Source organism: Synechococcus sp. N19, assembly GCF_900474045.1.
Classification (GTDB): Bacteria; Cyanobacteriota; Cyanobacteriia; order PCC-6307; family Cyanobiaceae; genus Parasynechococcus.
In genome coordinates, this window is record NZ_UCNR01000007.1 from 54948 (window position 1) to 74909 (window position 19962).

Annotated in this window: 20 protein-coding genes; 13 read left to right on the forward strand and 7 right to left on the reverse strand. The window is 54.4% G+C overall.

The genetic code is table 11. The features are described 5' to 3' along the window. Positions 1–10: 10 nt before the first annotated feature. From DXY02_RS03600 to DXY02_RS03620, 5 genes are all read left to right on the forward strand, one after another. On the forward strand, positions 11–418 hold the full coding sequence (locus DXY02_RS03600) for a hypothetical protein (protein ID WP_114988071.1): 408 nt from the start codon (positions 11–13) through the stop codon (positions 416–418). 72 nt (positions 419–490) lie between these two features. Then, the gene (locus DXY02_RS03605; protein WP_114988072.1) at positions 491–1204 is read left to right on the forward strand and encodes a heme oxygenase (biliverdin-producing); all 714 of its coding nucleotides are present in this window, start codon (positions 491–493) and stop codon (positions 1202–1204) included. An 18-nt stretch (positions 1205–1222) separates the two neighbouring features. Then, a complete protein-coding gene (locus DXY02_RS03610; RefSeq protein ID WP_114988073.1) occupies positions 1223–2272 on the forward strand; it encodes a glycosyltransferase in 1050 nt (349 codons plus the stop codon). Positions 2273–2467: 195 nt separating this feature from the next. Next, positions 2468–4297, forward strand: a complete 1830-nt coding sequence (locus tag DXY02_RS03615) for an ABC transporter ATP-binding protein (RefSeq protein ID WP_114988173.1) — start codon at positions 2468–2470, stop codon at positions 4295–4297. 36 nt (positions 4298–4333) lie between these two features. After that, a complete protein-coding gene (locus DXY02_RS03620) occupies positions 4334–5578 on the forward strand; it encodes an O-antigen ligase family protein (protein WP_114988074.1) in 1245 nt (414 codons plus the stop codon). Positions 5579–5589: 11 nt separating this feature from the next. Here DXY02_RS03620 and DXY02_RS03625 read toward each other — a convergent pair whose 3' ends face one another. After that, positions 5590–6486 (reverse strand): glycosyltransferase family 2 protein, encoded by an 897-nt coding sequence (locus DXY02_RS03625; RefSeq protein ID WP_114988075.1) that lies wholly within the window; start codon positions 6484–6486, stop codon positions 5590–5592. Between the two features lie 316 nt (positions 6487–6802). Between DXY02_RS03625 and DXY02_RS03630 the strand changes: the two genes are divergently transcribed. From DXY02_RS03630 to DXY02_RS03640, 4 genes are all read left to right on the forward strand, one after another. Further along, a complete protein-coding gene (locus DXY02_RS03630; protein WP_114988076.1) occupies positions 6803–9187 on the forward strand; it encodes a UvrD-helicase domain-containing protein in 2385 nt (794 codons plus the stop codon). Between the two features lie 137 nt (positions 9188–9324). Continuing rightward, positions 9325–10467, forward strand: a complete 1143-nt coding sequence (locus tag DXY02_RS03635) for a CCA tRNA nucleotidyltransferase (protein ID WP_371639911.1) — start codon at positions 9325–9327, stop codon at positions 10465–10467. 166 nt (positions 10468–10633) lie between these two features. Beyond that, positions 10634–10768, forward strand: coding sequence for a hypothetical protein (locus tag DXY02_RS13050; protein ID WP_256377293.1), 135 nt, complete (start codon positions 10634–10636; stop codon positions 10766–10768). Beyond that, entirely contained in the window at positions 10732–11235 is a 504-nt protein-coding gene (locus DXY02_RS03640) for a hypothetical protein (protein WP_179948724.1), read from the forward strand. The genes DXY02_RS13050 and DXY02_RS03640 overlap by 37 nt, the downstream gene beginning before the upstream one ends. Here DXY02_RS03640 and selD read toward each other — a convergent pair. Both selD and galE read right to left on the reverse strand, forming a co-directional pair. Next, positions 11180–13207 carry a selenide, water dikinase SelD gene (selD, locus tag DXY02_RS03645; RefSeq protein ID WP_114988078.1) on the reverse strand — a complete coding sequence of 676 codons (2028 nt, stop codon included), beginning with the start codon at positions 13205–13207 and terminating at the stop codon, positions 11180–11182. The genes DXY02_RS03640 and selD overlap by 56 nt on opposite strands. Then, positions 13204–14265, reverse strand: coding sequence for a UDP-glucose 4-epimerase GalE (gene galE / locus DXY02_RS03650; RefSeq protein WP_114988079.1), 1062 nt, complete (start codon positions 14263–14265; stop codon positions 13204–13206). Before galE ends, selD begins: the two co-directional genes overlap by 4 nt. Positions 14266–14349: 84 nt before the next feature. On the opposite strand from galE, the gene hisS reads away from it, so the two are divergent. Genes hisS through DXY02_RS03670 form a run of 4 tightly spaced genes read left to right on the forward strand, consistent with a single transcriptional unit; the run spans position 14350 to position 19108 of the window. Beyond that, positions 14350–15642, forward strand: coding sequence for a histidine--tRNA ligase (gene hisS, locus DXY02_RS03655; protein WP_114988080.1), 1293 nt, complete (start codon positions 14350–14352; stop codon positions 15640–15642). Positions 15643–15699: 57 nt separating this feature from the next. Next, positions 15700–16656 (forward strand): UDP-glucuronic acid decarboxylase family protein, encoded by a 957-nt coding sequence (locus DXY02_RS03660; RefSeq protein WP_256377296.1) that lies wholly within the window; start codon positions 15700–15702, stop codon positions 16654–16656. After that, positions 16653–18089, forward strand: a complete 1437-nt coding sequence (locus DXY02_RS03665; RefSeq protein WP_114988081.1) for a nucleotide sugar dehydrogenase — start codon at positions 16653–16655, stop codon at positions 18087–18089. Before DXY02_RS03660 ends, DXY02_RS03665 begins: the two co-directional genes overlap by 4 nt. Continuing rightward, on the forward strand, positions 18086–19108 hold the full coding sequence (locus tag DXY02_RS03670; RefSeq protein WP_114988082.1) for an NAD-dependent epimerase: 1023 nt from the start codon (positions 18086–18088) through the stop codon (positions 19106–19108). Before DXY02_RS03665 ends, DXY02_RS03670 begins: the two co-directional genes overlap by 4 nt. Positions 19109–19207: 99 nt before the next feature. Here the strand turns inward: DXY02_RS03670 and DXY02_RS03675 are convergent, their stop codons facing one another. Genes DXY02_RS03675 through psbE form a run of 4 tightly spaced genes read right to left on the reverse strand, consistent with a single transcriptional unit; the run spans position 19208 to position 19939 of the window. Next, complete coding sequence (locus DXY02_RS03675; RefSeq protein WP_011363231.1) at positions 19208–19408, reverse strand: photosystem II reaction center protein J; 201 nt, start codon at positions 19406–19408, stop codon at positions 19208–19210. A 10-nt stretch (positions 19409–19418) separates the two neighbouring features. Further along, positions 19419–19538, reverse strand: a complete 120-nt coding sequence (locus DXY02_RS03680; protein ID WP_006852026.1) for a photosystem II reaction center protein L — start codon at positions 19536–19538, stop codon at positions 19419–19421. An 8-nt stretch (positions 19539–19546) separates the two neighbouring features. Then, a complete protein-coding gene (gene psbF, locus DXY02_RS03685) occupies positions 19547–19687 on the reverse strand; it encodes a cytochrome b559 subunit beta (RefSeq protein ID WP_006851435.1) in 141 nt (46 codons plus the stop codon). 3 nt (positions 19688–19690) lie between these two features. After that, entirely contained in the window at positions 19691–19939 is a 249-nt protein-coding gene (gene psbE / locus DXY02_RS03690) for a cytochrome b559 subunit alpha (RefSeq protein WP_006850675.1), read from the reverse strand. Positions 19940–19962: the final 23 nt, after the last annotated feature.

Genomic DNA, 19962 nt, shown 5'->3' on the forward strand with positions numbered 1-19962 from the left:
CGTGGCCCGGATGCGAGCGCTTGCATCCACGATCACGCTTGTGCGTCGCCAATTTCCTGCTGCACAGGTCAACCTCAGCCCCTGGCGGGACGACCCGCAGACCCGACAGTGGACTGAGACGGAATCGCTCGACCTCTCGTTTCACTTCCCTGGTTGGAGTCCACGCCTGGAATGCCGCAGTTTGCTGATGCAATTGCGCATCAGCACGGACCGTGGTGATGACCAGTTGCGCCTGCTGGGGGTGTTGATGCGGGGCATGACCTACGACGGCGAACGCTGGCGCCTCGCCACGGTTGGGGAATGGTTGCCGGAAGGCCCCCACCTGCCTCAGCAGCAGCAGGTGAAGCAGCTGCAGCAGATCTGTCGTGAGCTGTTCGAATTGTTCGATCGACATGCGTCATCCGAACCAGCGGCGTAACCCTTCGCAACGCACACAGCCGTTCTGCCTGGAACTCCTTTTAAGTTCGGGGTCAGGCCATTTCTCGTAATCATGTCTGTCGCCCTTGCTGCCCAGCTCCGGGAAGGCACGAAAAAGTCGCACACCATGGCCGAGAACACTGGCTTCGTGAGCTGCTTTCTGAAGGGAGTTGTTGATAAGGCCAGTTACCGCAAGCTGGTGGCTGATCTCTACTTCGTTTACTCCGCGATGGAGGAGGAGATCACCAAGTTGGCTGACCACCCGGTTGTTGGGCCTGTCGCGATGGCTCAGCTGAACCGTCGCGAGGCGTTAGAGCAAGACCTCACCTATTACTTCGGTGAGAGCTGGAAGGAAGACATCAAACCTTCGCCCTCAGCAGCGGCTTACGTGGAGCGCATTCACGCTGTGGCCCAGGAGGCTCCTGAGCTGTTGGTAGGCCATCACTACACCCGCTACCTCGGTGATCTCTCCGGTGGTCAGATCCTCAAGAACATCGCCCAGAAGGCGATGAACATGGAGGGGGATGCCGGCCTCCGCTTTTACGTCTTCGACGACATCGCTGACGAAAAAGCGTTCAAGACGACATATCGCTCCGCCATGGACACGCTGCCGATTGATCAGGCCATGGCCGATCGCATCGTGGAGGAGGCCAACCACGCCTTCCACCTGAACATGAATATGTTCAAGGAGTTGGAGGGCAACTTGGTTGCCGCCATCGGCAAGGTGCTGTTTGGCTTCCTCACTCGCCGTCAGCGGGCTGGCAGTACTGAGGCTGCCGCTGCTTAGAGTCAGATTGGTGACTCTTTGATTTTCTTGCGTGAAATTCGGGTTCTAGTCCCAGGTACTGGCCCACGCTTTCGTTGTGGAGGTCTCAACGTCGCGAAGCAGACCGCAGCTTTGCTTTCGCAAATTCGAAACACGACAATTGTTACTTATAAAGAGCGAAGCGATAAATACCCTTTTTTTGATTCGTTGTTGTCCAACGAACAATCTATCCACGATAGTTCAATATGGATAGTTAGTTGGGGATTTGATATTCCTAAATTGATAAAACGTCTTCGAGGAAGAAAAGTTGTTTACCAAGCTCATAGTACTGGGTATGGATTTACTCTTCCTCCGAGTGTTCCTATTGTCGCTGTTAGTAGGAATACAATGGGCTATTGGGGGCATCGTGCACCAAGGAATCCCTTATTCCTAATTCCTAATGCACTTGAATCTCAATGGTTAGCAAGAGGAGATCGTAGAGGAGATGTATCGAGTCGACCAATAGATGTTCTTGTTCAAAAAAGAAAAAGTAGTAATTATCTCTTGTATGAATTGGTCCCAGCTCTTCGTGCCAAGGGCCTTCATGTAGAGATACAGAGTGATTGGGTGGAAGATTTGGTGCATTTATTTAATAGTGCTAAAGTATTTTTATATGACTCTACTGAACATTGGAGTAGAGCTGGTGTTAGCGAAGGATTTGGTTTACCTCCTTTGGAAGCCATTTCTTGCGGTTGCATTGTATTTAGTAGTTTGAATCATGCCCTTGCAGACACCTTTACACCTGGCGTCATGGGGCATCAAATTGGTTACGGATGTTTATCGAATGATGTAGATAGAATAGCTGCAGCAGTTGCAAATCCTGATGAGTGGAAGCCATCAGAATCTGCTTTGGACTTTGCATTGAGAGATTTTTCAGAGCCCCTATTCATTCAGAGATGGCGTGCTGTTTTGACAGAGTTAGACTCTCTTATGCCGATTTTAATTAATAATCCTCGCCTTTTGTTGAAGCCAAACTATGGATTATTGACTTTGCTTCTTAAATATTTTAAGCAAGCTCTACGGAAAATTTTGTATTTTTCCGGTTTTTGAGTATAACTATTTCGCAAACACCTTTTTGTTCCGAGACAATTTACCGTCTCTTCGACTTTTATTTGCCAAATTCTTTGCCTTGCTTATATTTTTTGTTTTTTTAGGCACATTGGCCAATCGGTTGGTTAACTGTCTATCAAATGTTAAAGGAATGGCAATATAGCGTAAATTGGGATTATTAGTGTCGTCGCTGTGTTGAAAGTATTTTCTAGCGAGACGCTCTTCGAGCTAAAAAATTTATTTAGGTATGTTGAAAAGCAAAGTTTAATTAGGCTATGGATAATTATACCAGTCTCTATTTTTTCTGGCTTTCTTGATATTGCTACTGTCGCAGTTATAGGTAGGCTCACTGGAACACTTGTCGGTACTGATCTCATCAACTTGTTGCCTGGCGTTAAGGTATTTGGGGCCAGTCCATACATACAATCTTTGTGGTTAATTGCAATTTTTGTCCTCATTAATTGGCTGCAGTCTGGGGTCCGACTCTTACTTCGCTTTATGCAGGAGAATCTTGCAGGAGAATTGTGGCTGGACTTATCTAGTCGAATTTTCAAGCAGACACTGGGTCAGCCTTATGAATATCATTTAAAGGGGAATATATCAGCACTCGCTTCAGATCTACTATCAAATCTGGAGTGTCTGTTGAGGGATATATTAACTCCGGCCTTGAGAGCAACAAGCTGTCTAATTAGTATTATATTTCTGGTTGCAGGCATTTTGTATGTCGGCGGAAGTTCTGCATTTGTATTGATACTATCGATGTTTATTCTTTATATTCTTATAGGCTATTTGATAAATCCTGCCTTACGTAAATCCTCTAGGCAAAAGATAGTTACGAGAGAGAGATACACCAAAGGATTCTTTGAATCTTTCCAAGCAATAGTTGACTTGAAGCTTGGTCTAAGCGAGCCCTACTTTTCAAGAAGATTTAATCGATCTACATCGATATATAAGGGATCGGTCGTTAATGCGACAGTTCTACCCGAAATACCGAGGCTACTTATTGAGCCCCTTGGTATCTCAATGATCTTTCTTATTGGAGTCGTTCCACCAGTTTTATCTGGACAACAAGAAAAAATTATTGAGGTTCTTCCCTTTTTATCTATATTATCTGTAGGAGCTTTACGCCTTGCAAAGCCACTTCAAGACTTTTTCTCTGCGATATCAATTTTGAGAGGAGGGTTGCCAGAGATTATGAACATAACATCATTGCTTGAGAATACTGTCAATATTCAAGCCTCTACTCTGCCTCTTAATAGGACTCCGGAAGGAATTTTCCCTCTTAGATCAATAGGCCTTCAGAACGTTACCTATAGATATCCAGATGCAACTAAGAATGCACTGGATAGTGTGTCACTAAGCATTCCAGTGGGATCTCGTGTGGCATTTGTAGGTCCTACAGGTAGTGGAAAAACGACAGCTGCAAATGTTTTGCTTTCACTGCTAACTCCACAACGAGGAGATTTGATTCTCGATGGCATTCCTGTTTTAGTCGATGAAACAACTTCTTGGCATTTATGTTGTGCTCAAGTCCCTCAGTCTATAAATTTGTTGTCTGACTCTATTATCTCTAATGTCGCTTTTGGTGTTAGTTTAAATAATGTCGACGAGGATAAGGTTTGGGATGCGCTTGAAGCCGCACAATTAGATGTAGTGGTATCCGATCTTCCTTACGGTTTGCACACACCCATTGGTGATAATGGTATTAGCTTGTCAGGAGGACAACGTCAAAGACTAGCTCTAGCAAGAGCCTTTTATAGGTCTGCAAAGTTTTTAATACTAGACGAAGCTACAAGCGCTTTAGACAATAAAACTGAATCGGAAGTTATACAGTCTCTAGAGATCATCGGAAGAAGATGTACTACTTTAGTTATTGCGCATCGTCTTTCTACTATTCAGAAATGTGATCGTATATATGAGTTTGATGCGGGTAAAATTGTTGCAAGTGGTAACTTTGATGAGCTTAAAGAGCGTTCATCGAGCTTTAGGCAAATGATTAACTTGCAATCTTGTGCCAAGCATTAACTTGGCATTTGCTTTGCAGCATATTACTTATACGTGATGTATATCATGGAAAGAATTTTACAGTTTACGCGAAAAAATTCTGTAGAGATTGCAGCTTTAGTGCTTTCGTTTGCTCTTTTTGGTCAAGTATTCTTTTCTTCTCTCGCCAACGTATTGTCTTTAGACAACCGTTCGGTGATGCTTGCTTTTCGTCTGTGCTTAATGCTTATAAATGCCTGTTATATTCTATTTTTCTTTTTTCAGAAAAAATTTTTTTCGATTGCAATCAAATCATGGATTATTGTAATTGTAGTTTTTTGGACTCTGTATACGATCAGGCTTTTTTGTGATGTGTTCCTAGCGAAAGTTAACCTATCTGTTCCCCTTTGGGAACTTTTGGCATGGGGTTTGGGTAGTTCATTGGTTAGTGGTGTGGCCGCCTGTCTCTTCGCGCCATTCATCAATCTTGGAAGAGTTTTGTACAAAGCAATTGAGTTTGGTGTTGCTTTACTTGGCATTTCGGTTATTTGCTTTGCGCTTAATCCAGGATTTGAACAAGGTGGTTTTTATTTAGACCATTTAAATGCAATTACTGCTGCCAATGCTGGCTGTTCTCTCGTCTTGCTGAGTTTGTCCAGCCTTATTGTAAGAGACTATTATTTGAATCCTTATTCCTATTCTAAGTATGTGTCGTTCCTTGGAATAGCAATTGGTTCTTTTATTGTAATTTTTAGTGCTACGCGGGGCGCAATTTTGGCAATGATCATTATTTCGTTGTTTGGTATATGGTCTGCAAAGGGGTCTTCATCTTCCCGATTTTCTTTTTCAGCTCCTAGTCTCCTGACAGCCTTTTCTTTTGGAATACTCGTTGTTTTTGTCCTATCTAGTTCTGATCTTTTGCTTGACAAAATTCTTACTAGTAGACTGTGGGATACGGTTTTTACAAGAATTGAGTTCTGGAAAGTTTGCTTAAGTGAATTTTTAACAAGTCCACTTTACGGCGTTGGGTTCAACATACAGTCATCGCTGGGAAGTCTTGAGATTGAGCAGGGTATTTACTTCCCTCATAATTATATTTTTGAATCCTTGGCTATTGGAGGCTTATTGTTGACTCTACCATTGTTAACTTGCTTTTTAATTCCAATAACCAAAATCTTTGGTTTTAAGCGCATGAATTTTTTGCATCTTTCCCTCTCTTTCTTGGCCTCTCAAGTAATAATATACTCCATGCACAATGGTCACTTGGGCGAGTATCCTGCTTTTTGGCTTATTCTTGGACTTGTTGCGGGAAGGGAAAGTTGATTGGTAATTATTTACCTTGTTCTGGCTAAGTTTTTTGTTTTCCAGACAGAAATCAAAGTATTAATTAGACCAGATCTTCCGATTATCGTCATAAAGCATGTTGGAATATACTTGAGTCTTGGCTTAAGAATGAGTCGCGCAATTGGTTGCAAAAGATTTATAAAGTAGATAAAAATACCAAGATTATTTCTTTTGATTAGTTCATATCTGCCCATCCCGTACTGCAGCGTTTTCTTTAGTGAGCCCTGGCAAGAATGATGAATAATTCTGATTGTTTCGTCTTTCGCTATGAGTACATTCTTTTGTAGCAGTCTTACCAGTAAATCTGTTTCTTCATTTGAGGCCCATTCTGTGACTTCCCCTGGGCCGATGTTGACATCAAAAATATATTCTAATTTGCTTAATACTTTTTTCCGTGCAAAAATATTGGATGTTTCCGCCTTGGCCCTGAATAGATCCAATATTGTATGTATTTCTATCATTGCATTTTCCGCCTGATTGACTTTAGGGGTAGCATTTAAAATTTCGTCTTTTCCTGCTATTAATACTCCAAGTTCGTCATCTCGTTCGAATGCGCGTATGACATTTTTTATTGTATCTTCTCTGTAAGTGCAATCGTCGTCGGGGAATGCAATTAGATCACTTGTGGCGATGCTTGCTCCAAAATTTCTTGCTTTTGAGGCTCCAGTGAATGAGACTCTTTTATGAACAATATTTAGCTTGCCTGCGCAATCTTCTAGTAAGTTGTCTAGGAATCCGGGCGGATTTTGGTCTACGATTATAATTTCTTTTGGCGCCACTGATTGACATCTAATTGATTGAATAACCTCTGCCAATTGCTTTGTTCTGCCATATGTGCATATTACTAATGACAAATCGACTCTGCCTGCAGGCTTCTTGGGAGCCATCGTTTAGGGCTATGGATGGTCCAAGCCTAATTCATTGGCCCCATGGTTATGGGGAGTACGTGGTTTGAAAGTGAATTTGTTGCCTAATTAGTATGATTAAATTTTTGATGTGAACTGTTATATTGCATCTTTTTTGGATGTCTTTAAGGCGTTCTTGGGTGTCTTGTGGATTGTTGCAACCGTTCAGTGAATCTATTTATTAGCCTGCGTGTGTCTGGTCTGGAAATGTGAGCTTTCATATGGATTCCAAGGTCGCGACAAAATTTGTTTTGCAGTTGTCGATCATCACTGCGCACTATGCCTACAATAAGTCACTATGAGCTTCCTGGATGGCCTTAATGATGCCCAGCGCAGGGCTGTCGATCACTATCAAGGCCCCATGTTGGTTGTTGCCGGAGCCGGCAGCGGCAAGACGAGGGCTCTCACCCATCGCATCGCCCACCTAATTGGTGAGCACGGTGCAGATCCGGCGCAGATTTTGGCTGTTACTTTCACCAACAAAGCCGCTCGGGAGATGAAGGAGCGGCTCGAGTTGCTTCTGTCTCAGAGGCTTGCGCAGGGGCAATTTGGCCAACCCTGGAGCACTCTGCCGCCGGTGGAGCAGCGTCAGTTGCGCTCGCGCATCTACCGCGAGGTGACCAAAGAATTATGGATCGGCACCTTTCACGCGTTATTCGCGCGAATGCTGCGTTACGACATCGATAAGTTCAAGGACGCCGAAGGGCTCACCTGGACCAAGCAGTTCTCTATTTATGACGAAGCGGATGCCCAGAGCCTAGTCAAGGAAATCGTCACCCAGGAATTGCAGCTTGATCCGAAGCGCTTCGATCCCAAGAAGACCCGTTGGGCCATCAGTAACGCCAAAAACCAGGGCTGGCTGCCCGATCAGCTCGAGGCCAATGCCGATGGACAGCGGGGCAAGCTCACGGCTGATGTTTACCGGCGTTATCGAAAGGCGCTTGCTGCCAACAATGCCCTCGATTTTGACGATTTGCTGCTCCTCCCTGTACAGCTTTTGCAGCAAAACGAGCAGGTGCGCAGCTACTGGCACCGCCGCTTCCGTCATGTTCTGGTTGATGAGTATCAGGACACCAATCGCACCCAGTACGACCTGATCAAGCTGCTGGTGACCGATGGCAAGGATCCGCAGGATTACGACGATTGGGCCGGGCGTTCTGTGTTTGTAGTGGGTGACGCCGACCAGAGCATCTACAGCTTCCGGGCTGCAGATTTCACGATCCTGATGGGTTTTCAGGACGATTTCGGTGATCAGGCTCCGGATGAGGCCACGCGCACGATGGTGAAGCTGGAGGAGAATTACCGCTCCACCGCCACGATCCTTGAAGCGGCCAACGCGCTGATTTCCAACAACAGCGAACGGATCGACAAGGTGTTGCGACCCACACGTGGTGAGGGGGAATTGATCTCTCTCACCCGCTGCGATGACGAAATCGCTGAAGCGGAAGCCGTGGTGCACCGGTTGCGCACGATGGAAGCGGCCAATCCCGAGCTCAGTTGGGGTGACATGGCCGTGCTTTATCGCACCAATGCCCAGTCCCGTGCGATCGAGGAATCGCTGGTGCGTTGGGGAATTCCTTACATCGTGGTCGGGGGACTGCGCTTCTACGACCGGCGTGAGATCAAGGATCTTCTGGCATATCTCCGGCTCCTGATCAATCCGGCGGACACCGTCAGCCTGCTGCGGGTGATCAATGTGCCCAAGCGCGGTATCGGCAAGACCACGATCCAGCGGCTCACCGATGCGGCCAATCAACTGGGCATTCCGCTGTGGGATGTGGTGAGTGACCCTGAAGCGGTACGTTCCCTGGGCGGTCGTTCCGCCAAGGGGCTGCTGCAGTTCTGCGATCTGGTGAACGATCTCCAGTCGCGCAGCCGTGAGGTGGCTCCCTCAGAACTGATTCAGCAGGTGATGGAGAAAAGCGGTTATGTCAGCGAGCTGATCGCTGATGGCACCGATGAGGCCGAGGAACGGCGTCGCAACCTGCAGGAATTGGTGAACGCCGCTCTTCAGTACCAGGAGGAGAACGAGGAGGGAGATCTGGAGGGATTCCTGGCCAGTGCTGCACTCTCCAGTGATGCCGACAGCAAGGACACCGCTGCGGACCGTGTCACCTTGATGACACTGCACAGCAGCAAGGGATTGGAATTTCCTGTGGTCTGCCTGGTGGGTTTGGAGCAGGGACTCTTCCCCAGCTATCGCTCCCTCGACGATCCGGCATCACTGGAGGAAGAACGACGTCTTTGCTATGTGGGCATCACCCGGGCGAAGGAGCGTTTGTTCCTATCCCATGCCAGTGAGCGGCGTCTTTGGGGTGGCATGCGTGAGGCGGCGGTTCCGTCGGTGTTTCTTTCGGAGCTGCCGGAGGCCCTGGTGCAGGGGGACATTCCCCAGAGTGGTGGTGCAGCGCTTCGGCGCGAGCGGCGCCTGGAACGGCTCACCCGTGTGGATCGGGACAAACCGTCATCGGCCCCCGCGAATGCGGTGCGGCGACGTCAGGCAGGGCCAGCTCCCGGTCGGAGCTGGCAGGTGGGTGACCAGGTGTTGCATGCCAGCTTCGGTGTTGGCGAGATCACCCATACCTTCGGTAGTGGCGAAAAGGTGTCTATCGCGGTCAAGTTCGTAGGGATGGGCCCCAAGATCCTTGATCCGCGCCTCGCCCCAATCGAGCCTGTTGGTTGAGGCGATTGATCGCAAGCGGTCAATCCCATGCAGATGCGTGATGATTGAGCTGCCGACCGAAGCACCACGCATTGGATCTGCCGGGTGTGCCGCCATCGTTAGCGTCTGAGTTTCGTGGTGCTGCTCAAGACGCAGGAGTGACGCGGCTGGCCCTCGTGGGTGGCGTGGTCCGAGACCTGTTGCTGCATCAGCTGCATGGTGTTCCATGGGCCGGTGTTCCCGATCTGGATTGGGTTGTTGAGGGGGATGCTCTGGCCCTCACTGACGCGCTGTTGCAGCGCTGTGGTTCGCAACGGGTCACGGATGTGCAGCATTACGGGGCTTACGGGACAGTTGCACTGCGCTTCGATGGAATCCCCGTTGATTTGGCATCAGCCCGGCGGGAGATCTACCCGGTTCCCGCTCAGAATCCCAAGGTGGAACCCGGCACGTTGCAGCAGGATCTTCTCCGGCGGGATTTCACGATCAATGCCATGGCCATTGATCTCATGGCGGAGCAGTTGGTTGATTCCCATTCGGGTCAACGCGGGTTGACCGACAAGCAATTGACACTGCTGCATGACCACAGCATTCGGGATGACCCCACGCGCGTGATCAGGGCAGCGCGCTATGCCGCTCGACTGGGCTTCACGTTGGATGAACAAACGGAGGATCAAATCACCCAAACCATTCAGGCTTGGCCCTGGGCTTGGTCCACCAGCGCTTCAGCTACGGCGGCCCCACCGGCGCTCTCGACCCGTCTGAGGATGGAACTCGACCGTTTGTTCCAGCATGAACCTTGGGAACAGGCCATCTCTTGTCTGCAGCAATGGCAGGCTTTGTCGCTGATTGATCCGAGCCTGCAGGGCGATCCGCTACTGATGCGGCGTCTGCACTGGGCTCAGCGGCTGGAGCTTCCCCTTATGTTGGCTTTGGTGTCCGGTACCAGCCATCCGTTGCGCGTTGCGCAGCGACTTCAGCTTCCGGGTCAGCAGCAGCAGTGGTTACACCAGATGCTGGATTTGAAGCAATGGCTTCTCGCGGATGGCCCAAGGGTGTCGTCGCTCCCGTCGGTTTGGTCAGAGGCCCTGGAGGAGCGTGGTGCGAAGGCTGAAAGCGTCGCTCTGCTGATCTGTCTGATGCCCGTTCAATGGAAGCCTCTTTTGCGCTGGTGGGGGCGCTGGCGGAAGATCAAATCGCCGAAGACCGCTCGTCAGCTCCTGGCCTCTGGCTGGAGCTCTGGTCCTGCTTTGGGACAGGAGTTGAACAGGCTTCGCCGTGAGGCTCAGGACAAGTCGTGATGAACAACAGGTGGCTATTTCTCCCCTCTTTGATTTGAAGTGCCTTTGCACTTCAAGCCTTTTTTTGATTGATGCCACACCCTTGTGGAGTGATGAGCTCTATAGCGTTGGGGAGGGCTGCACTGGTTTTTCTTGGCCTGAGACTGGTGTCCTGGATCGAAGCGGCTTGACCCTGTCCCTGTTGATGGTGGTTGGAGTTGTGCTGGTGTCGTTCGTGAAGCCGATGGCCTTCAGCCGTTATTTCGTGGTGCTGGTGCCGGCTGTGTGCTTCCTGTTCTGGCGGTTCAGTTCGGTGCTCTGAACCTCAATCGCCTTGGCCGCGGCTGTGCCGTTGGGGTGCTGGGCGTGTTGTTGGCCAGTTGGTGGGGGCCGGGTTTTGCCGAACTGGATCCCGCTCTGGGGGGAGTGCGTGAACAGGATCAGTTCCGTCTGATCAGCCAGCGCACCGGTGGCCTCGTGGAGCGTTATGGCCCGCGGGCCCGTTTGCTCAATCTCAGCGATCGAATGGAAGTTGCCATGGGGCGGATCCCATCGGATCCCGTGCCCTGGGGTGATGCTGACGATCTGGAGAAACGTCTGGCCGCGCCGCCGTTGCCTTCGGAGCTCTGGCTGGCCAGCAGTGGACCTTCACAGGCTATGGAGCGCAAGCTCAAACCCCTGCAATCACAAGTTGTGCAGGGGGGTTACAACTGTGACCAACGTGCAAACGACCTCAGTCATGCGCGGCTGTTGCGTTGCCGATTTGAAGCCATGGGCCGTTCCGAGTGAGTTGAGCGGCGGCTTTGCTGGTGCAGGCCAGCAGCAAGGGGCCACAGGTCTGTGGGTCCACCAGCAGTTCGAGCAAGGCCGGGGACGCGTGGTCTCTTAGCTGAACCGGACCTTCGAGCCATCGCCAGGCAGCACGGTTCGAGGGGGCCAGCGTGCTGGAGATGCCGCGTTCGAACAGCGCAAGTGCACCGGGGTATGCCGGGATGGCAGAACCCTCCAGTTCGATGGTCAGTCCTGGACTGTTCTGGAGCATTTCGCCCAGATGCCCAAGCAGGCCGAAACCGGTGATGTCGGTGCAGGCGTGAATGCCCCCGCGGATCGGCTCGATCTGGTCAAGCAGCGTGTGCTGGCTGCAGGCCATGGTCTGCAGTGCAGTATCCAGATCAGCCGCCCTTGTGGCGCCACTCATGGCCCCTGCAAACAGCACCCCGGTGCCCAGGGGGCGACTGATCAGCAGGGCATCTCCTGGGCGCAGTCCTGTTTTCAGCCAGGGCAATTGGGGGCTGTTGCCGTTCACCGTGAGGGTGATCTGCACCCCGAGGCTGGTCGGCAGCGGTGAGGCGCTGCGGGATTCCATCGTGTGTCCACCGATCAGCTCGGCGCACTGTTCATCCAGAACCGAGCGGATGCCCGACAGGGTCTGCACCAGCAGCTCCTGCTGTTCGTCGGCTGAAACCATCGGCAGCGTGACCGTTGCCATGACGCTGGAGACCGGGGCACCGCAGGCCCAGAGATCAGAGCAGGCGTGCAGGGCCGTCAGACGTCCGTTGAGCCAGGGGTCACTCACCAGGGCCGGAAAGCCATCCGTGCTCTGCAGGAGTCCTGGATGCCCAGCGAGATGGGCAGCGTCTTCGGGCTGTCCGCTAAGCCCCACCCGCTCCAGTGCTGCTGCCAGGGGTTGGGCCGGCAACTTGGCCGCGCAGCCCCGGCAGGCCATCGGTGCTGCATCGGCCATCGCTGCTGGCTGCAGAAATCCAGTCATGAAGGCCCGATCAATGCGTTGCTTCAGGTGCCAAAGCAGGCGGGATGGCCCCAGTCGCCAGCCGCCCCAACGTGCCCAGGCGGCATCTTGATGACTGCCGATGAGCTGCAGCGCCTTGCGCTGGGGATGCCAGGGCCGCAGGGGGTGCCCCTTGCAGGCCGCTTCCAGATTGATGGCCAAGGGGCGTCCGGCGCGCACCGCCCACACCCCAGACGCCGGCCGGGGTGATGCGCTAATCACGGCACAGTCGCCGCTGGCGAACAGGCATGGATGGCCTTCGACCCTGAGGTGGCGATCGGTGCGGACCCGGCCATCGGGAGTTAAGGGCAGACCAGTCGTCGCCAGCCAGGCGGGGCCCTGGCTTCCCGTGCAGAGCAGGCTGGGTCCGTTGTGGTAACTGTCGTCGTCGGTGACGGCGATATTGGCCTTTCGCAGCACGTGTTGGACGGCTGGATCTAGCTGTCCCATGCGCTGTTGCAGCTGCAGCGCCCGCTGCGGCCAGCGGCGCCGCAGCGCCAGGACGACTTCCAGGCCGGCTGCTCCCGCTCCGATCACCCGCAGTGGCCTGGGATCGCTTGGGTCTTCGCTTTCGAGGAAGGCGAGTGCGGCTTCCAATGGCTTGATCGGAATCCCCCTGCTGTTCGGTCGACTCACCGCTCCCACATCCAGGCTCAGCCAGTTGAAGTGGAGCGCAGGACGGTCACGCAGGTGCAGACAGTTCTGTTCGGCGTCTAATCCGGTGATTTCCGCTTCAACAAAGGCGACCCCGGCCCTGTCACAGAGCTGACGCAGGTCGATGGCGAGCTCGTCGCGTTGGTAGATGCCGGCGATCAGGCCCGGCACCATGCCGGAATACAGGGCTGTGCTGGAGCGGTTGACCAGGGTGATGCTCTGCACTGGGCGTCGCTCCGGCTGCATCGCCCAGCGTTTGAGCAGTAGTGAATGGCTGTGGCCGCCGCCGGCTAATAGCAGTGTCTCGCCGGTCGTCATGCGGATTGTCGGTAGCCCATGGGATTGGCCTGCTGCCAGGCCCAACCATCGCGGCAGATGTCGCCGAGCGTTCGCTTCGTTCGCCACTGGAGAATGTCAGCGGCGTGTGAGGGATCGGCGACGGTGACGGCGGCATCGCCAGGCCGTCGGTCGACGAGGGCATAGGGAATGTCTTGTCCGCTGGCGGCGGAGAAGGCGTTGATCACGTCAAGAACACTGACCCCATCGCCGCTGCCGAGGTTGCAGGTGAGGTGCTGTGGCCCCTGATTGAGCAGGGTGGTGAGGGCGGCTTTGTGGCCTTCTGCCAGATCCATTACGTGGATGTAATCGCGAACGCCCGTGCCGTCATGGGTTGGCCAGTCGCTGCCGAATACCCGGAGCTGATCACGGCGGCCGACAGCGACTTGGGTCACGAAAGGAAAGAGGTTGTTGGGGATTCCCAGAGGGTCTTCTCCGATGCGACCGCTGGGATGGGCGCCCACGGGGTTGAAGTATCGGAGGGATGCGATGCGCCAAGTGTTTGGAGCGCTGCTGTTGAGATCCGTGAGCATCTGCTCAACAGCGGCTTTAGAAAAGCCGTATGGGTTGTTGGGTTGGATGGGTGCCGATTCAGGGATCGGAACGGTTACGGGGTATCCGTAGACGGTGGCGCTGCTGCTGAAGACAAGGGTGCGGCAGGCATGGGCATCCATGGCCGCGAGCAGAGTTCGTGAGCCCGCGACATTTATATCCCAGTAGAGAAGCGGCTTTTCAATAGATTCGCCAACCGCTTTGAGACCGGCGAAATGGACAACGGCATCAAAGGGACGACCGTTGGCGGCAGCCGCTGAAAAGAGCCCATCGAGGGTGATGGGATCGCGGATGTCCCCTCGCTGGATCTGCAGCCGTTGGCTGCCTAGAGCAACGTTGGTGACAGCGGCCACCCTGGTTAGGGCTTCTGGAGAGCTGTTGGCAAAGTTGTCCAGGATCAGCAGGTCGTAACCGGCCTCGAGCAGAACGAGGCAGGTGTGGCTGCCGATGAAACCGGCGCCGCCTGTGACCAAAACGCGGCTGCCCATCTTTTGCAGGATTCACAACACGGTCTGATTTTGAAGCAACTGCCGCCAGCGGGCAGACTGAGTCGCTGTACTTGAATCCCGTACGTGAGTCAGCTCCAGAGCCTCAGGGGCATGGTGGATCTGCTGCCGGAGGCGCTTCAGCGCTGGCAAGCGGTGGAGGCTGTGGCGCGGGAGCATTTCCAGCGTTCTGGGTTTGGTGAGATTCGGACGCCGCTTCTGGAGACGACGGACCTGTTCTGCCGTGGCATCGGTGCAGCCACCGATGTGGTGGGTAAGGAGATGTATAGCTTTCAGGATCGCGGCGATCGCTCCTGCACGCTGCGGCCGGAGGGCACGGCCTCGGTGGTGCGGGCTGCACTCCAACATGGACTGCTGAGCCAAGGTGCGCAGAAGCTTTGGTACGCCGGTCCGATGTTTCGCTACGAGCGGCCTCAGGCTGGTCGGCAGCGACAGTTTCATCAGATCGGGGTGGAGTGGCTTGGCGCGGAAAGCGCCCGCAGCGACGTTGAGGTGATTGCTCTTGCCTGGGATTTGTTGGCTCGCCTCGGGGTGGGTGGCCTGGAGCTGGAACTCAACAGCCTCGGGTCATCAGAGGATCGCCAGGCCTACCGAGCGGCGCTGGTGCATTGGCTGGAGCAGCGGTCTGAGGCTCTCGATCCCGATTCCCAGGCCCGGCTCAGTACCAATCCTCTGCGCATCCTGGACTCGAAGAACAAAGACACGCAGGCTCTGCTGAAGGATGCGCCAACCCTGGCCGATGCCCTCAGCCCTGAGAGCCGTCAGCGCTTTGAAGCGGTGCAGCAGGGCTTGACTGCCCTGGAGATCCCTTTCCGATTGAACCCCCGACTGGTGCGGGGCCTGGACTATTACAGCCACACCGCCTTTGAGATCACCAGCGATCGGTTGGGTGCTCAGGCCACCGTCTGCGGTGGTGGTCGCTACGACGGCTTGATCGCGCAACTCGGCGGGGCAACGACGCCCGCCATCGGTTGGGCCTTGGGAATGGAAAGGCTGCTCCTGGTGCTTGAAGCCTCGGCTGAGGTTGACCCCGAAGGCAGGGCGGCTGGCCTAGTGGCTGCCTCGCTACCTGATGTCTTCATTGTCAATCGTGGCGTGCAGGCTTCGGCTGCCGCTCTGGCGCTGGCACGCGATTTGCGGGGCAACGGTCTGGTGGTGGTCCTTGATGACTCGGGTTCAGCCTTCGGGAAGCAGTTCAAACGTGCACACCGCCGTGGAGCTCGCTGGGCCCTGGTGCTTGGCGATGATGAGGCGGAGCGGGGTGAACTGCGTTTAAAGCCACTTCAGCAGTCTGGAGAGGAGCGTTGCATCCGGCTCGATGACCGGGAAGCACTTGTGGCGATTCTCAAGTCCCTGTAAGGGAACGGAACAAAGACATGCGTGGTAATTTTTCGGACGTTCGGGGATTGGGCGTTGATCAACCTGGTGACTGGAGGGGCTGGCTTTGTCGGCTCACATCTGGTTGATCGCCTGATGCAGGCCAGGCAGGAAGTGATTTGCCTTGACAACTATTTCACTGGCCGCAAAAGCAACATCAGCCAGTGGATCGGTCATCCCAGGTTTGAACTGATCCGGCACGACGTTACCGATCCGATCCGTTTGGAATGTGATCGCATTTGGCACCTGGCATGCCCGGCATCGCCCGTTCATTACCAGTTCAATCCGATCAAAACTGCCAAGACCAGCTTTCTCGGCACTTACAACATGTTGGGGCTGGCACGCCGTGTGGGTGCTCGGCTGCTCCTGGCCAGTACGAGCGAGGTGTATGGCGATCCGGAGGTGCATCCACAGCCGGAGAGCTACCGCGGTTGCGTGAACACTATCGGAATCCGCAGTTGTTATGACGAGGGCAAGCGCATCGCTGAAACACTGTGTTTTGACTACCAGCGGATGCATGACGTGGAAATCCGGGTAATGCGGATTTTCAACACTTACGGCCCTCGGATGCTTCCTGATGATGGCCGTGTGGTCAGCAACTTCATTGTTCAGGCGCTCAAGGGAGAGCCGCTGACCTTGTACGGCGATGGTTCGCAGACCCGTTCCTTCTGCTTTGTGGATGACCTTGTGGAGGGAATGATTCGCTTGATGGATGGGTCTCACACCGGTCCGATGAACATCGGCAACCCCGGTGAATTCACAATTCGGCAGCTGGCCGAGCTTGTCCGTGCGCGCATCAATCCGGACCTTCCGCTGATCGAGAAACCTCTGCCTGCAGATGATCCGCTGCAGCGACAGCCTGTGATTGATCTGGCGCAGCGGGAACTCAGTTGGAGCCCGACCGTTTCATTGGAAAACGGTCTGATTCCCACGATCGAATGGTTCCGCAAGGTCCTCGACCAGCAGGCCACGCAAACTCAGGGAGTCCGGGCATGACCGTTCAACGCATCTGTTGCATGGGTGCCGGCTACGTTGGCGGTCCGACCATGGCGGTAATTGCCGACCGCTGTCCTGACGTTCAGGTCACGGTTGTCGATCTGAATGATCACCGCATTGCGGCTTGGAATGATGCAGACCTGAGCCGGTTGCCTGTTTACGAGCCCGGGTTGGATGCAGTGGTGGCTCGAGCGCGGGGCCGCAACCTCCACTTCTCGACCGATGTGGATGGTGCGATTGCTGCCGCCGACATGGTGTTCATTTCGGTGAACACGCCCACCAAGGTGAAGGGTCTTGGTGCCGGTCAGGCCAGTGATCTGCGTTGGGTCGAGGCCTGTGCCCGTCAGGTAGCCAAGGCCTCCAGTGGTCACACCATCGTGGTGGAAAAAAGCACGTTGCCGGTGCGCACGGCCGAAGCAATCCGCACCATTCTCGAGGCAGCTCAAGAGCCCGTTGAGAATGGTGAAGAGCCCCGAACCTTTGCGGTGCTCTCCAATCCGGAATTTCTGGCTGAAGGCACCGCGATTTCTGATCTGGAGAATCCAGACCGTGTGTTGATCGGTGGGGAGGACGATACATCGATCGATGCCCTCGCCGGCATCTACGGGCAGTGGGTGGCGAAGGACAAGATTCTCCGCACCAATTTGTGGAGCAGTGAGCTCTCCAAGCTCACTGCCAATGCATTTCTGGCCCAGAGGATCAGCTCGATCAATTCCGTCGCCGCACTTTGTGAGTCCACGGGGGCTGATGTGCAGGAGGTGGCCCGGGCGATTGGAACCGACAGTCGGATTGGACCGAAATTTCTGCAGTCAGGCCCCGGTTTCGGTGGTAGTTGTTTTCAGAAAGACATCCTCAACCTGGTGTACCTCTGCCGTCACTTCGGCTTGCCCGAGGTGGCCGATTACTGGGAGAGCGTCGTTGCGCTCAACACCTGGCAGCAGCATCGGATCGCCAGGCTGATCGTGCAGCGGTTGTTTGGCACGGTGACCGGGAAGCGGTTGGCGATTCTCGGTTTTGCATTTAAAGCCGATACGAACGACACCCGTGAAGCTCCTGCGATTCGGATCGCTTCAGATCTTCTGGAAGAAGGCGCTCAGTTGGCCATTCATGATCCCAAGGTTGAGCCCTCTCAGATCTATCGGGATCTTAAGTTGGACTCGATAGCACCGGATTCAGAAACAGGGCCAACGGCGCAGGCCTTGAGTGGTCAGGGCAGCTGGTGGAGTGCGGGGAGCGTTGAGGAGGCTGTGGCTGGTGCTGATGCGGTGTTGATTCTCACGGAGTGGGAGCACTACAAGGCTTTGAACTGGCGTGATCTGGCGCAGCGGATGCGACGCCCTGCTTGGGTGTTTGATGCACGTTCTGTGGTCAATCCGGAAGAGATTCGTGCGGCCGGCTTGACCCTCTGGCGTATCGGCAACGGAGCATCGTGACATGCACCATTCTGGTAACGGGTGCCGCTGGATTCATCGGTGCAGCCCTGTCGATCCGCCTGTTGCAGCGCGGAGATCGGGTTGTCGGCCTCGATAATCTCAACGATTACTACGACCCGTCTCTCAAGCAGGCGAGGTTGCGTCAGATCCAGGCGGTCGCCAGGGAGGGTGCTTGGCGCTTTGTGGAAATGGCCTTGGAGGACGGCGATGACCTGATGGCGTTGTTTGCTGCCGAGAAGCCGACAGTGGTGGTCAACTTGGCGGCTCAGGCCGGGGTCCGTTACTCCCTGGAGAATCCGGCGGCTTACATCCAGAGCAATCTTGTGGGCTTTGGCCATCTGCTGGAAGGTTGCCGCCACCACGGCACTGAAAACCTTGTCTATGCCTCGAGCAGTTCGGTGTACGGCGGAAACCGCAATCTGCCCTTCGATGAGCGCCAACCGGTGAATCACCCAGTGAGCCTCTATGCCGCCAGCAAGAAGGCCAACGAATTGATGGCCCACACCTACAGCCATCTCTATGGGCTGCCGGCCACGGGCCTGCGCTTTTTCACCGTGTATGGCCCCTGGGGCCGGCCCGACATGGCACCGATGTTGTTCGCCAAAGCGATCCTGGCGGGGAACCCGATACGGGTGTTCAACCACGGCCAGATGCAGCGCGACTTCACCTACATCGACGACATCGTGGAGGGGGTGCTGCGCTGTTGCGATAAACCAGCCACCGCAAACCCCGACTTCGACCCCCTGGCCCCTGATCCCGCCACGGCCGCGGCACCGCACCGGGTGTTCAACATCGGCAACAGCCAGCCCACGCCTTTGCTGCGCTTCATCGAGGTGATGGAGGAGGCCCTGGGTTGCGAAGCCATGAAGGATTTCCAGCCCATGCAGTCGGGCGATGTGGTGGCCACTGCAGCCAATACCGCAGCTCTGGAGGAGTGGGTGGGCTTCAAGCCCTCAACGCCGATCGAAACTGGCGTGCAGCGTTTCGCCGATTGGTATCGCTCCTTTTACGGCGTCTGATCGCTTGCCGTCAGGCTGCAGTCGTCGCAGCGTTGCTGCATTAAAAAAGCCCGCTGGACAGAGACCAGTGGGTTTTTTTATTTCGTAAGTGGTTTTCGATCAGGCGGAACCGACACCGGTGTAGGAGCCATAGAAGAACAGACCCACAACGAACAGAACGGCCATTCCACCTGCAGTGGCCACCAGCCAGAGGGGAAGGACGCCTTCGGTCCAGCGGCTTCTCCAGGGAACAGCCGGTGTGCCATCGGGATTGCGATCGGGAATTCGACCGTCGGGATAGGGAGATTTTTTTCCGCTCATCGAATAATCCTCAGTTGAAGAAGTAGCTGGACATGAGCACGCCGGTCACGAAGACAAACAGCAGACCGAGATACAGGCTGGTGCGGTTGAGCTCAACCGGCAGGTTGTTGGGATTGGGATTGCGTTCCATGGTTCGGATCAGCGGCGGATGAACTGCATCGCGGCAAGGGCGCCCAGGAAAAACACCGTCGGGATGCCGAGGGTGTGCAACGCCAGCCAACGCACCGTGAAGATCGGGTAATTGCGTGGCGTTGTGGCGACAGGAGGAGCTTGAGTCATGGCTTATTTCAGACGGATGTCGAGTTCTGATTTGCCCTCGTAGCGCTGGCTTACCACAGGAGCTTTGCTTTCCGAAGCCTGGAAATAGGCGTCGGGACGAGGTGTTCCGAAGGCGTCGTAGGCCAGGCCGGTGGACACGAACAGGAACCCTGCCAAAAAGATGGAAGGCAGTGTCACGGCGTGAATCACCCAGTAACGGATGCTCGTGATGATTTCGAAGAACGGGCGTTCTCCTGTTGAGCCGGCGGCCATGGCGTTGGGCGTGTCAGGAAGAT